We start from the raw sequence: 12,165 nt of genomic DNA, 5'->3' as shown, positions 1-12,165 counted from the left end.
GGGGAAAACAAGGCCTGCCACAAATGGCAGGCCAGAGGGGCTATGGCTGATAAACGCCGACGCCCAGATCGCTTTCTTTACGGGTACGGGCAATCACCGACGCCGGGGATTCAACGACCCGCAGGCCCATTTCATCTTCGGTGCGCACCAGTTTGCCACGCAGGGAGTTGGTCAGTACCTCGAGGATCTCGATATCCACGAACTTGCCCACCAGATCCGGCGTGCCTTCGAAGTTCACCACGCGGTTGTTCTCCGTACGGCCAGAGAGCTGCATAATGCTCTTACGTGAAGTGCCTTCCACCAGCACGCGCTGCACGGTGCCGAGCATCCGGCGGCTCCAGGCGTTGGCCTGCTGGTTAATGCGATCCTGCAGAATATACAGCCGCTGCTTTTTCACCTCATCCGGCACGTCATCCACCATATCAGCGGCAGGCGTACCCGGGCGGGCCGAGAAGATGAAGCTATAGCTCACGTCGAAGTTCACATCACCAATCACCTTCATGGTGCGTTCGAAATCCTCGTCCGTTTCGCCAGGGAAGCCAACGATAAAGTCAGAGCTGATCTGAATATCCGGGCGCGCTTCACGCAGCTTGCGGATGATCGCTTTATATTCCAGCGCGGTGTGGGTGCGGCCCATCAGGTTCAGCACGCGGTCAGAGCCGCACTGGATCGGCAGGTGCAGGAAGCTCACCAGCTCCGGCGTATCACGGTAGACATCAATGATGTCATCGGTGAATTCAATCGGGTGGCTGGTGGTGAAGCGAATGCGATCGATGCCGTCGATGGCTGCCACCAGACGCAGCAGTTCAGCAAAGGAGCCGGTGCTGCCGTCATAGTTCTCGCCGCGCCAGGCGTTTACGTTCTGCCCGAGCAGGTTCACTTCACGTACGCCCTGCGCCGCCAGCTGCGCAATTTCAAAGAGAATGTCGTCGCAAGGGCGGCTGACTTCCTCACCGCGGGTGTAAGGCACCACGCAGTAGGTACAGTATTTGTTGCAGCCTTCCATGATGGAGACGAAGGCGGTCGGGCCATCCGCACGCGGTTCCGGCAGACGGTCAAATTTTTCGATTTCCGGGAAGCTGACGTCGATGATCGCTTTGCGCTGGCCGGTCCCGCGCACGGCGTTGATCATCTCTGGCAGACGGTGCAGGGTCTGCGGGCCAAAAATAATATCGACGTAGTGGGCGCGCTGACGGATCAGCTTGCCTTCCTGCGAGGCGACACAGCCGCCGACACCGATGATCACTTCGGGTCTTTTTTGTTTGATCAGCTTCCAGCGACCTAACTGATGAAAGACTTTCTCCTGCGCCTTCTCACGGATCGAGCAGGTGTTCAGCAGCAACACGTCTGCCTCTTCCGCCACGTCGGTGAGTTGATACCCATGGGTGGCATCCAGCAGATCGGCCATCTTGGATGAATCATATTCGTTCATCTGACAGCCCCAGGTTTTAATATGGAGTTTTTTTGTCATCGACTTGCTCGTGCTCAGGATTGCAGGGCGCGTATTGTAATGCTTTGGTGCGGTTGTGACCAGTATGAAGGTTCCCGGACTCAGGGCGAAAAAATCCGGTAAACTTAAGGGATTCTCAAATAAGGACAAATGACCATGACTATCCAACAAACCGGGATCGCCGTTGTCGGCGGCGGTATGGTCGGCGGGGCGCTGGCGCTGGGGCTGGCGCAACAGGGTTTCGACGTAACGGTTATCGAACAAGCGACGCCGCCAGCCTTTGACGCTTCTCAGCAGCCGGATGTGCGCATCTCAGCCATCAGCGCCGCGTCGGTCGATCTGCTCCGCGGCCTGGGCGTCTGGGACGCTATCCTCGCCATGCGCGCGCACCCGTATCGCCGTCTGGAGACCTGGGAGTGGGAAAATGCCCATGTGGTGTTTGACGCTGCGGAGCTGAAACTCCCGCTGCTGGGGTATATGGTTGAAAATACCGTTCTGCAGCAGGCGCTCTGGCAGGCACTCGAGGCCCATCCGCAGGTTACGCTGCGGGTACCTGCGTCGGTGAAGCATCTGCACCGCCACAACGACCAGCACCTGATTGAGCTGGATAGCGGCGAGCAGCTGGCGGTGAAACTGCTGGTGGGTGCCGACGGGGCTAATTCCCGGGTACGGGAGCTGGCGGGGATCGGCATTCACGCCTGGCAATATCAACAATCCTGCATGCTGATCACCGTCGACTGCGAAAACGATCCGGGCGACAGCACCTGGCAGCACTTTACCCCTAACGGCCCGCACGCATTTTTACCGCTGTTCGATCGCTGGGCCTCGCTGGTGTGGTACGACACCCCGGCCCGTATTCGCCAGCTGCAGGGGCTATCAATGGAGCAGTTGCAGCGCGAAATCGCCCACCACTTCCCGGCACGTCTTGGGACCGTCACGCCGGTCGCTGCGGGTGCCTTCCCGCTGACGCGCCGTCACGCCCTGCAGTACGCACAGGAAGGTCTGGCGCTGGTGGGCGATGCGGCGCACACCATTCATCCGTTGGCGGGGCAGGGGGTAAACCTTGGCTATCGCGACGTCGATGCGCTGATCGATGTCCTCAGCAACGCCCGCACCCACGGCGAAGCCTGGGCCAGCCATCAGGTGCTTAAGCGTTATCAGACCCGACGGATGGCGGACAACTTCATTATGCAGTCGGGGATGGATCTGTTTTACGCCGGGTTCAGCAACGATCTGGGACCGCTGCGCATCCTGCGTAACGTGGGATTGATGGCGGCGCAGCGTGCAGGCGGGCTGAAACGTCAGGCGCTGAAGTACGCCTTAGGACTTTAAAACTGTTGTAGGTCGGGTAAGGCGAAGCCGCCACCCGGCATAACTTTCAGAAACGCAGAAAAGCAAAAAGCTCGCCGAAGCGAGCTTTTTTAGTGTGGCTGGGGTGCAGGGATTCGAACCCCGGAATGCTGGTATCAGAAACCAGTGCCTTACCGCTTGGCGACACCCCAATTGCGTTAAACAAATATCATCTAACGACTTTTTAAATTGGCTGGGGTACGAGGATTCGAACCTCGGAATGCTGGTATCAGAAACCAGAGCCTTACCGCTTGGCGATACCCCAACAATTTTTTCTAGGCTACCGAATAACTCGATAGTTTACTAATTTGGTGGCTACGACGGGATTCGAACCTGTGACCCCATCATTATGAGTGATGTGCTCTAACCAACTGAGCTACGTAGCCAGACTGCTTTCTTCGATGGCTGGGGTACCTGGATTCGAACCAGGGAATGCCGGTATCAAAAACCGGTGCCTTACCGCTTGGCGATACCCCAATAACCGCGGAGAACCGCAAAATCGAAGAAATATGGCTGGGGTACCTGGATTCGAACCAGGGAATGCCGGTATCAAAAACCGGTGCCTTACCGCTTGGCGATACCCCATCCGTGCAACGCTTTTATGGGAATGGTGCGGGAGGCGAGACTTGAACTCGCACACCTTGCGGCGCCAGAACCTAAATCTGGTGCGTCTACCAATTTCGCCACTCCCGCAAAAAAGATGGTGGCTACGACGGGATTCGAACCTGTGACCCCATCATTATGAGTGATGTGCTCTAACCAACTGAGCTACGTAGCCATCTTTTTTTCGCGTTACCTTATCGGCGTTGCGGGGCGCATTATGCGTATAGACCCTTACAGCGTCAACACCTTTTTCATCGAAAATGTCTGGAATGTGACTGTTTGGTTAGGTTGCGAACAGCGTGGCCGAATATTCGGCAATTATTGGTTATTAATCGATTTTGTCCAGCGAAATGCGAGGCAAAAAAAGAGGCCCCGCAGGGCCTCATGGCAATTCTTTTTGCTTATTTATACGCGGACTGGTGCACACCCACGGCACGTCCTGACGGATCGTTCATGGTTTTGAAGGCTTCATCCCACTCAATGGCTTTTGCAGAGGAGCAGGCCACGGAAGGACCACCCGGGACACACTCGGCTGCGCTTGGCAGCGGGAACAGCTCTTCGAAGATCTCACGGTACAGGTAGGCTTCTTTCGATCCCGGCGTGTTGTACGGGAAGCGGAAGCTGGCCGTTTCCAGTTGTTGGTCGGAAATCTGCTTCGCGGCCACCTCTTTCAGGGTATCGATCCAGCTGTAACCTACGCCGTCCGAGAACTGCTCTTTCTGACGCCAGGCCACGCTTGCCGGCAGATAAGATTCAAAACACTCGCGCAGGATATGTTTTTCCATCTTGCCGTTGCCGCACATCTTGTCCTGCGGGTTGATACGCATGGCCACGTCGAGGAATTTCTTATCCAGGAACGGCACGCGCGCTTCCACGCCCCAGGCGGACATCGCTTTGTTGGCACGGGCGCAGTCAAACATGTGCAGCGCCTGCAGCTTACGTACCGTCTCTTCGTGCAGCTCTTTGGCATCTGGCGCTTTATGGAAGTACAGGTAACCGCCAAATACTTCGTCAGACCCTTCGCCGGAGAGCACCATTTTGATGCCCATGGCTTTGATTTTACGCGACATCAGGTACATCGGCGTGGAGGCGCGGATAGTGGTCACGTCATAGGTTTCAATGTGATAGATAACGTCACGGATCGCATCCAGCCCTTCCTGCACCGTAAAGTGAATTTCATGGTGCACGGTACCGAGATGGTTAGCCACTTCCTGGGCGGCTTTCAGGTCCGGAGATCCTTCCAGACCGACAGCGAAGGAGTGCAGCTGCGGCCACCAGGCTTCAGAACGCTCCTGATCTTCCACGCGGCGGGCGGCATATTTTTTGGTGATCGCCGAGATCACGGACGAGTCCAGACCGCCAGAGAGCAGCACGCCGTAAGGCACGTCTGACATCAGATGGCTTTTTACCGCCTCTTCCAGGGCCTGGGTCAGCTCCACTTTGTCGGTGACGTTGTCTTTAACGGCATCGTAATCGAACCAGTCGCGCTGATAGTAAGAGCGGATCTCGCCATCTTTGCTCCACAGGAAGCTGCCTGCCGGGAACTCTTTAATGGTGCGGCACACCGGCACCAGGGCTTTCATCTCGGAGGCCACATAGAAGTTGCCGAATTCATCGTGACCCATATACAGCGGGATGATCCCGATATGGTCGCGGCCAATCAGATACGCATCTTTTTCGCTGTCGTACAGGGCGAAGGCGAACATCCCCTGCAGCTCATCGAGGAATTCCGGGCCTTTTTCCTGGTACAGCGCCAGGATCACTTCACAGTCGGAACCGGTCTGGAAGGCATAGCGATCGCCGTACTCGGCACGCAGCGCCTGGTGGTTGTAGATCTCACCGTTGACCGCCAGGGCATGGGTTTTTTTCTCGTTATAGAGCGGCTGAGCACCGGCGTTAACGTCAACAATCGACAGACGTTCATGGGCCAGAATCGCTTTATCGCTGGCGTATACACCGGACCAGTCCGGGCCGCGATGGCGCATCAGACGGGATAACTCCAGTGCCTTTTTACGCAGTTCGCCTGCGTCAGTTTTAATATCCAGTACGCCGAAAATTGAACACATAACCTTCTCCATTAACCCTGTTGCAGTGTGATGTTGCTTGCTTATGAAAATGCCGTAAAAGGGCAGGAGCGGCAAGCGTTTTGCCGGGTAAAAGTGAAAAAGTGCAATCGTCATTACCGAATGTTGAAAAAAGCGTATGACTTGAGCAGTATTATTGCGGATTATTCAATGAATGGCGATTTTGATTAGATGTGATGCTGTTTCTGCCGCGCTAAAATGAAAAAACCACGTCCGGGGACGTGGTTTCAGGTTACAGAACATCAATTTCCGCGACCGAAGGATAAATCCAGCTCGGCCGGAACGGCATTGAATCAATATCATCGAGGGTTGATACCCCCGACAGCACCAGAATGGTCTCCAGCCCGGCCTGGAAGCCGGCGAGAATATCGGTGCGCAGGTTGTCGCCCACGATCACCGTATCTTCCGAGTGGGCCTGCATTTTGTTCAGTGCCGCGCGAATGATCCACGGGCTGGGCTTGCCGACATAAAACGGCATGCGTCCGGTCATCTTCTCAATCCCGGCACAGAGCGCGCCACAGGCCGGATAAAAGCCGCGACCGTGGGTATCCGGGTTGGTGGCGATAAAGCGGGCCCCGTTGGCGACGAAAAACGCGGCCTTGTGCATCATCTCCCAGTTATAGGAGCGCGTCTCACCGACGATCACGAAATCGGGATTCACATCGGTGATGGTAAAACCGGCTTTGTATAGCTCATGGATCAGCGCACCTTCGCCCACCACATAGGCTTTTTTGCCTTCCTGACGCTTCAGAAAATCTGCGGTCGCCATCGCCGAGGTGTAGAACACGCTGTCGGGCACATCGACACCGGCGGTAGCAAAACGGTTTGCCAGATCCTGCCCGGTCTGCGACGGGAAGTTGGTGAGCAGCACCAGCGGCATGCCTTTTTCCATGATGCGGTTAAGAAATTCTGCTGCGCCCGGCACGGCAACATTGTCGTGCATCAGCACGCCATCGATATCACAAATAACATTCTTAATGGTCATGGACTTCCCGACATCAAAAAAAAGAAGGCGACACTATAAAACGCTGTCAGCCTTCCAGCAAACGCTGCAACAGGATACCGTTAAGCATGGCGCGTTTTACCAGCGCAAAGGCACCAATGGCGGAGCGGTCGTTCAGCGCCGAGCGCACCACCGGCAGATTCTGACGAAACGCCTTCAGCGCCTGGGTATTAATGCATCCTTCAATGGCGGGCAGCAGTACCTTTTCGGCTTCGGTAATTTCGCCGGCGATCACCACTTTTTGCGGGTTAAACAGGTTGATGGCGATGGCGATGGTTTTGCCGAGATGGCGGCCAACCTGCTCGATCACTTCGCTGGCCAGCGCGTCTCCCTTGTTGGCGGCTTTGCAGATAGCATTGATTTTACAGTCATCCAGCGTGACGCGGCTCTGGTAGCCCTGCTCCAGCAGGTGACGCACGCGCTGCTCGATGGCGGCGTTGGCGGCTACGGTTTCCAGGCAACCAAAGTTACCGCAGTGGCAGCGCTCCCCCAGCGGATCGACCTGAATGTGGCCAATCTCGCCGACGTTACCGTTCCGACCAATAAAAATGCGCCCGTTGGAGATGATCCCGGCCCCTGTTCCCCGGTGCACGCGCACCAGAATAGAGTCTTCACAATCCTGGCTCGCACCAAAGTAGTGCTCAGCCAGCGCCAGGCTGCGAATGTCGTGACCCACAAAGCAGGTTACAGCGAAGCGTTTTTCCAGGGCGTCGATCAACCCCCAGTTTTCAACCTGAATATGCGGCATATAGCGGATAACGCCGCTTTCAGGGTCGACAAGCCCGGGCAGGATCACCGAAATGGCAATCAGCTCGCGGATCTTGCGCTGGCAGGATTCGATAAACAGTTCAATGGCGTTGAGCAGGGCGTGCTCGAGGGTCTCCTGCGTGCGTTCCGGCAGGGAGTAGTGCTCTTCAGCGACCGCTTTGCTGCTCAGATCGTACAGCGTCAGGGTGGCGTCATGGCGGCCAAGGCGCACGCCGATGGCGTGAAAATTGCGGGTTTCGGTGACAATCGAGATGGCGCGCCGGCCCCCGGTGGAGGCCTGCTGGTCTACTTCTTTGATCAGCCCGCGCTCAATGAGCTGGCGGGTAATTTTCGTTACGCTGGCGGGGGCAAGCTGGCTCTGTTCTGCAATCTGGATCCGCGAGATGGGTCCATGCTGGTCAATCAGTCGATATACCGCAGCACTGTTCAGCTGCTTTACCAGATCAACGTTACCAATTTGAGCTTGTCCGCCAGGTGTCATACGTTTACTTACTCTGTGACGACCTCGTTACCATTAACGATGGTCTTGATGATTTTATAATCGTGTGTGAATGCGGTGAGGTTAGCCACCATGCCCGGGGCAATGCTGCCCAGCTGCTTGTCCACGCCAATCGCGCGGGCCGGATAGAGGGTTGCCATACGCAACACTTCATCCAGAGCAATGCTGCAATGTTCCACCAGATTGCGCACGCCTTCGATCATGGTCAGAGCTGAACCGCTTAAGGTTCCGTTCTCATCCACACACAGTCCATTCCGGTAGTATATTGTTTTACCAGCAAAAATGAACTGTTCAATATTTGCCCCTGCGGGTGCTGTGGCATCTGTGACCAGGCACAACTTGTCGCCTTTCAGACGCTTGGCGTTACGTACGTTGGCATAATCGACGTGTAACCCGTCGGCAATGATGCCGCAGTAGACGTCCGGCTCGTCGAAGATAGCCCCGGCCAGACCCGGCTCGCGCCCGGTGATATACGGCATGGCGTTATAAAGGTGGGTGGCGAAGGTGATACCGGCCCGGAAGCCTACTTTGGCCTCTTTCAGCGTGGCGTTGGAGTGCCCGGCAGAGACCACAATGCCTGCGCCCGCCAGCTTGCGGATGACTTCAGGGTCGACCATCTCGGGTGCCAGGGTCACTTTGGTGATCACATCCGCGTTGGCGCACATGTAATCGACCAGCTCGTCGTCAGGTTTACGCACGAAGCTCGGATTATGGGTGCCTTTCTTGACGATATTCAGCCACGGACCTTCAAGGTGCAGGCCCAGCGCCTGGTGCGGATACTTCGCCAGGTATTCACGCATCACGCGAATGCCCTGTTTCATCAGATCGTCGCTGGTGGTGATAAGCGTAGGCAGGTAGCTGGTGCAGCCCGATCTTTCGTTGGCGCGCTGCATAATCTCCAGCGTCTCAACCGTAACGGCTTCCGCTGTATCATTGAACTGCACGCCGCCACAGCCGTTAAGCTGTACGTCGATAAAACCGGGGGAGAGGATTGCCCCATTGAGCGAGCGTTGTTCTATTTCCGCCGGCAGCTCGGCCAGCGGGCAGACACGTTCAATCAGGCCATTTGCGATCACAATCGCATGGTCATCCAGAATTTCATGGCCGGTATAAATCCGACCGTGGGTTAAAGCGTACATAACGACCCCCGGTATAAAAATAGCATCCCGCCTCTGCGAACAGAGGCGGCGTTACATTACAGACCTTTAATGTTTTCTGCTTCTAATTCGTTGAAATATTTCAGCGTCTTCACTTTCAGTTCCATGGTGGACGGCTCATCGCACACCACTACTGCTTTCGGATGCAGCTGCAGGCAGCTGATGGTCCACATGTGGTTGACGTTGCCTTCAACGGCCGCCTGCAGCGCCTGCGCTTTCACGCTGCCCAGCACCAGAATCATCACTTCTTCGGCATCCAGCAGGGTACCCACGCCAACGGTCAGGGCGTATTTTGGCACCTGGTTCACGTCGCCATCAAAGAAACGGGAGTTTGCCACACGGGTGTCATGAGTCAGGGTTTTGATACGGGTACGGGACGCCAGCGAAGAGGCCGGTTCGTTAAACGCGATATGACCATCGTTGCCCACGCCACCCATGAACAGGTGAATTTTGCCGTAAGCGCGAATTTTTTCTTCATAATGACGGCACTCAGCATCAATATCCGGCGCATTACCATCCAGCAGGTTAATATTTCCCGGCTGAATATCAATGTGATCAAAGAAATTACGGTGCATGAAGCTGTGGTAGCTTTCCGGATGATCTTTTGGCAGGCCAACATACTCATCCATGTTGAAGGTGACAACATGTTCGAAGCTTACCTGGCCCGCTTTATGCATCTCCACCAGGGCTTTATAGGCGGTAAGAGGTGTGCCACCGGTTGGTAAACCCAGTACAAAAGGACGATCGGCAGTCGGTTTGAACGCATTGATACGGTTTACGATATGGCGGGCAGCCCATTTACCGACTTGTTCTGCAGTTGCCAGGGGGATCAGTCTCATTATTCACCTCTGAAGTTTGATAAAAGTTGGCGGATTGCTTGTCCGGGTATGATTAAGACTAACCTGGTCACGCCGGGAGGGGGCAATCCGTCCTGATTTTTCGTATCATAAAATAAGTTTTGGCAGTTTGCCAGTGGAGGGGAGGGGGATAAACAATATTTGGTGACAAAACTCACAAAAAGTACGCGTTTAATTTGCGATACGAATTAATTTTCCACACACTCAATCAGCCAGTGAATCATCAACTGTATTTACAAGTTAGTGACACAATAAAAACACAGCTGAGAATACACCGTTAACGGGGTCTCATAGGGGGAACAAATTGAGCATTTTAGGTTACTTACAAAAGGTTGGCCGCGCCTTAATGGTGCCGGTCGCCACGCTGCCAGCGGCAGCAATACTAATGGGTGTCGGTTACTGGATTGACCCGGTGGGTTGGGGTGGAGACAACGCGCTCGCGGCGTTCTTCATCAAGTCCGGTTCTGCCATTATCGATAACATGTCCGTACTGTTTGCCATTGGTGTGGCTTATGGTATGTCCAAAGATAAAGACGGTGCTGCGGCACTGACCGGTTTTGTGGGCTTCCTTGTGTTGACCACGCTCTGCTCCCCGGCTGCGGTTTCGATGATCCAGAAGATCCCTGCGGACCAGGTTCCTGCAGCTTTCGGTAAGATCAGCAACCAGTTCGTGGGTATCCTGGTGGGTATCATCTCCGCTGAACTGTACAACCGCTTCAGTAGCGTTGAGTTGCCAAAAGCACTCTCCTTCTTCAGCGGTCGTCGTCTGGTGCCGATCCTGACCTCCTTCGTGATGATTGTTGTTGCTTTCATCCTGATGTACATCTGGCCGGTGATCTTCGACGGTCTGGTGAACTTCGGTGAGCACATCCAGAAACTGGGTTCCGTCGGTGCGGGCGTGTATGCGTTCTTCAACCGTCTGCTGATCCCGGTCGGTCTGCACCACGCCCTGAACTCCGTGTTCTGGTTTGACGTTGCGGGCATTAACGACATCCCTAACTTCCTCGGCGGCGCACAGTCCATCGAAGCAGGTAAAGCGGTTGTCGGTATCACCGGTCGTTATCAGGCGGGCTTCTTCCCGATTATGATGTTCGGTCTGCCGGGTGCTGCGCTGGCGATCTACCACTGCGCGCGTCCAGAGAACAAAGCGAAAGTGCTGGGTATCATGATGGCGGGCGCATTCGCGGCCTTCTTCACCGGTATCACCGAGCCGCTGGAATTCTCCTTCATGTTCGTTGCCCCGGTACTGTACGTAATCCACGCCGTGCTGACCGGTATCTCCGTGTTCATCGCCGCAAGCATGCAGTGGATTGCCGGCTTCGGCTTCAGTGCGGGTCTGGTGGATATGGTGCTGTCGTCCCGTAACCCGCTGGCGGTTCACTGGTACATGCTGATCCTGCAGGGTCTGGCGTTCTTCGTGATCTACTACGTGGTGTTCCGCTTCACCATCACTAAATTCAACCTGATGACCCCGGGTCGTGAGCTGGCGGTTGCCGGTAGCGAAGCGGATGGTCAGGACGTGAACGTGAGCGGTACCGCGACGGAAGACGTTTCCGGTCTGGCGCGTCAGTACATCGCGGCCGTCGGCGGTTCCGACAACCTGACCGGTATTGATGCCTGCATCACCCGTCTGCGTCTGAACGTGAAAGACTCTTCTCTGGTGAACGAAGCGATGGCGAAACGCCTGGGTGCGTCTGGCGTGATCCGCCTGAACAAAACCAGCGTGCAGATCATCGTCGGCTTTGTGGCTGAGAAAATCGCTAACGCCATGAAAACTACTGGTCCGGTTGCCGCTGCTGAAGCTGCACCAGCGCCAGCCGCAGCACCTGCTGCTGCCGTTAAGCCACAGGCTGTTCCTAATGCCACTACCATCGCCGCGCTGGTTTCCCCGGTAACCGGTGAAGTGGTTGCCCTGGAGCAGGTGCCTGATGAAGCCTTCGCCAGCAAAGCCGTCGGTGATGGCGTGGCGGTGAAACCAACGGATAAAACCGTGGTCTCCCCGGCAGCCGGGACTATCGTCAAAATCTTTAACACCAACCACGCGTTCTGCCTGGAAACAGAGAAAGGCGCGGAGATCGTTGTCCACATGGGTATCGATACCGTTGCGCTGGGTGGCCAGGGCTTCAAACGCCTGGTGGAAGAGGGTGCAGAAGTGGTTGCTGGTCAGCCGGTTCTGGAAATGGATCTCGACTACCTGAACGCCAATGCGCGCTCCATGATCAGCCCGGTTGTCTGCAGCAATATCGACGACTTCAGCGGCCTGGTGATCAAGGCGCAGGGCCAGGTTGTTGCCGGTCAGACACCTCTGTATGAAATTAAAGGCAAATAAGTGCTCCTGAGTCAGCGTTAATGCCTGAGCGGCGGGGATATCCCCGCCGCTTTTTTTTGCAGCAA

Annotated in this window: 8 protein-coding genes and 7 tRNA genes; 2 read left to right on the top strand and 13 right to left on the bottom strand. The window is 55.6% G+C overall.

The features are described 5' to 3' along the window. Positions 1-40 precede the first annotated feature (40 nt). Positions 41-1,471, bottom strand: a complete 1,431-nt coding sequence (miaB, locus tag WFO70_RS10705; RefSeq protein ID WP_337016037.1) for a tRNA (N6-isopentenyl adenosine(37)-C2)-methylthiotransferase MiaB — start codon at positions 1,469-1,471, stop codon at positions 41-43. A 135-nt stretch (positions 1,472-1,606) separates the two neighbouring features. On the opposite strand from miaB, the gene ubiF reads away from it, so the two are divergent. After that, positions 1,607-2,782, top strand: a complete 1,176-nt coding sequence (gene ubiF, locus WFO70_RS10700; RefSeq protein ID WP_337016035.1) for a 3-demethoxyubiquinol 3-hydroxylase — start codon at positions 1,607-1,609, stop codon at positions 2,780-2,782. A gap of 95 nt (positions 2,783-2,877) precedes the next feature. On the opposite strand, the gene WFO70_RS10695 is transcribed toward ubiF, so the two are convergent. From WFO70_RS10695 to nagB, 12 genes are all read right to left on the bottom strand, one after another. Beyond that, positions 2,878-2,952 (bottom strand) — tRNA-Gln (locus WFO70_RS10695). 38 nt (positions 2,953-2,990) lie between these two features. Continuing rightward, positions 2,991-3,065, bottom strand: a tRNA-Gln gene (locus WFO70_RS10690). Between the two features lie 44 nt (positions 3,066-3,109). After that, a tRNA-Met gene (locus tag WFO70_RS10685) sits at positions 3,110-3,186 on the bottom strand. 16 nt (positions 3,187-3,202) lie between these two features. Then, positions 3,203-3,277 (bottom strand) — tRNA-Gln (locus tag WFO70_RS10680). A gap of 33 nt (positions 3,278-3,310) precedes the next feature. Next, positions 3,311-3,385 (bottom strand) — tRNA-Gln (locus tag WFO70_RS10675). Positions 3,386-3,408: 23 nt separating this feature from the next. After that, positions 3,409-3,493 (bottom strand) — tRNA-Leu (locus WFO70_RS10670). Positions 3,494-3,501: 8 nt separating this feature from the next. Further along, positions 3,502-3,578: transfer RNA gene (locus tag WFO70_RS10665), tRNA-Met, on the bottom strand. 226 nt (positions 3,579-3,804) lie between these two features. After that, positions 3,805-5,469, bottom strand: a complete 1,665-nt coding sequence (asnB, locus tag WFO70_RS10660) for an asparagine synthase B (protein ID WP_333850573.1) — start codon at positions 5,467-5,469, stop codon at positions 3,805-3,807. A gap of 250 nt (positions 5,470-5,719) precedes the next feature. Further along, entirely contained in the window at positions 5,720-6,472 is a 753-nt protein-coding gene (nagD, locus tag WFO70_RS10655; protein ID WP_333850571.1) for a ribonucleotide monophosphatase NagD, read from the bottom strand. A 46-nt stretch (positions 6,473-6,518) separates the two neighbouring features. Beyond that, a complete protein-coding gene (gene nagC, locus WFO70_RS10650) occupies positions 6,519-7,739 on the bottom strand; it encodes a DNA-binding transcriptional regulator NagC (RefSeq protein ID WP_337016034.1) in 1,221 nt (406 codons plus the stop codon). A gap of 8 nt (positions 7,740-7,747) precedes the next feature. After that, positions 7,748-8,896 (bottom strand): N-acetylglucosamine-6-phosphate deacetylase, encoded by a 1,149-nt coding sequence (gene nagA / locus WFO70_RS10645; protein ID WP_337016033.1) that lies wholly within the window; start codon positions 8,894-8,896, stop codon positions 7,748-7,750. A gap of 56 nt (positions 8,897-8,952) precedes the next feature. Next, the gene (nagB, locus tag WFO70_RS10640) at positions 8,953-9,753 is read right to left on the bottom strand and encodes a glucosamine-6-phosphate deaminase (RefSeq protein ID WP_337016032.1); all 801 of its coding nucleotides are present in this window, start codon (positions 9,751-9,753) and stop codon (positions 8,953-8,955) included. 322 nt (positions 9,754-10,075) lie between these two features. Between nagB and nagE the strand changes: the two genes are divergently transcribed. Continuing rightward, positions 10,076-12,100 carry an N-acetylglucosamine-specific PTS transporter subunit IIBC gene (gene nagE, locus WFO70_RS10635; protein ID WP_337016031.1) on the top strand — a complete coding sequence of 675 codons (2,025 nt, stop codon included), beginning with the start codon at positions 10,076-10,078 and terminating at the stop codon, positions 12,098-12,100. The last annotated feature ends 65 nt before the right edge of the window (positions 12,101-12,165 follow it).

It is taken from the genome of Leclercia sp. AS011, assembly GCF_037152535.1.
GTDB lineage: Bacteria > Pseudomonadota > Gammaproteobacteria > Enterobacterales > Enterobacteriaceae > Enterobacter.
The sequence above is the reverse complement of the archived record's forward strand: the minus strand, read 5'-3'. Positions and strand labels throughout refer to the sequence as shown.

What these genes read in the sequence shown, in the direction of transcription:
- nagC (WP_337016034.1), bottom strand. Translation starts at nt 7,739, where the DNA reads ATGACACCTGGCGGACAAGCTCAAATTGGTAACGTTGATCTGGTAAAG.
- asnB (WP_333850573.1), bottom strand. Translation starts at nt 5,469, where the DNA reads ATGTGTTCAATTTTCGGCGTACTGGATATTAAAACTGACGCAGGCGAA.
- nagD (WP_333850571.1), bottom strand. Translation starts at nt 6,472, where the DNA reads ATGACCATTAAGAATGTTATTTGTGATATCGATGGCGTGCTGATGCAC.
- miaB (WP_337016037.1), bottom strand. Translation starts at nt 1,471, where the DNA reads ATGACAAAAAAACTCCATATTAAAACCTGGGGCTGTCAGATGAACGAA.
- nagA (WP_337016033.1), bottom strand. Translation starts at nt 8,896, where the DNA reads ATGTACGCTTTAACCCACGGTCGGATTTATACCGGCCATGAAATTCTG.
- nagB (WP_337016032.1), bottom strand. Translation starts at nt 9,753, where the DNA reads ATGAGACTGATCCCCCTGGCAACTGCAGAACAAGTCGGTAAATGGGCT.
- ubiF (WP_337016035.1), top strand. Translation starts at nt 1,607, where the DNA reads ATGACTATCCAACAAACCGGGATCGCCGTTGTCGGCGGCGGTATGGTC.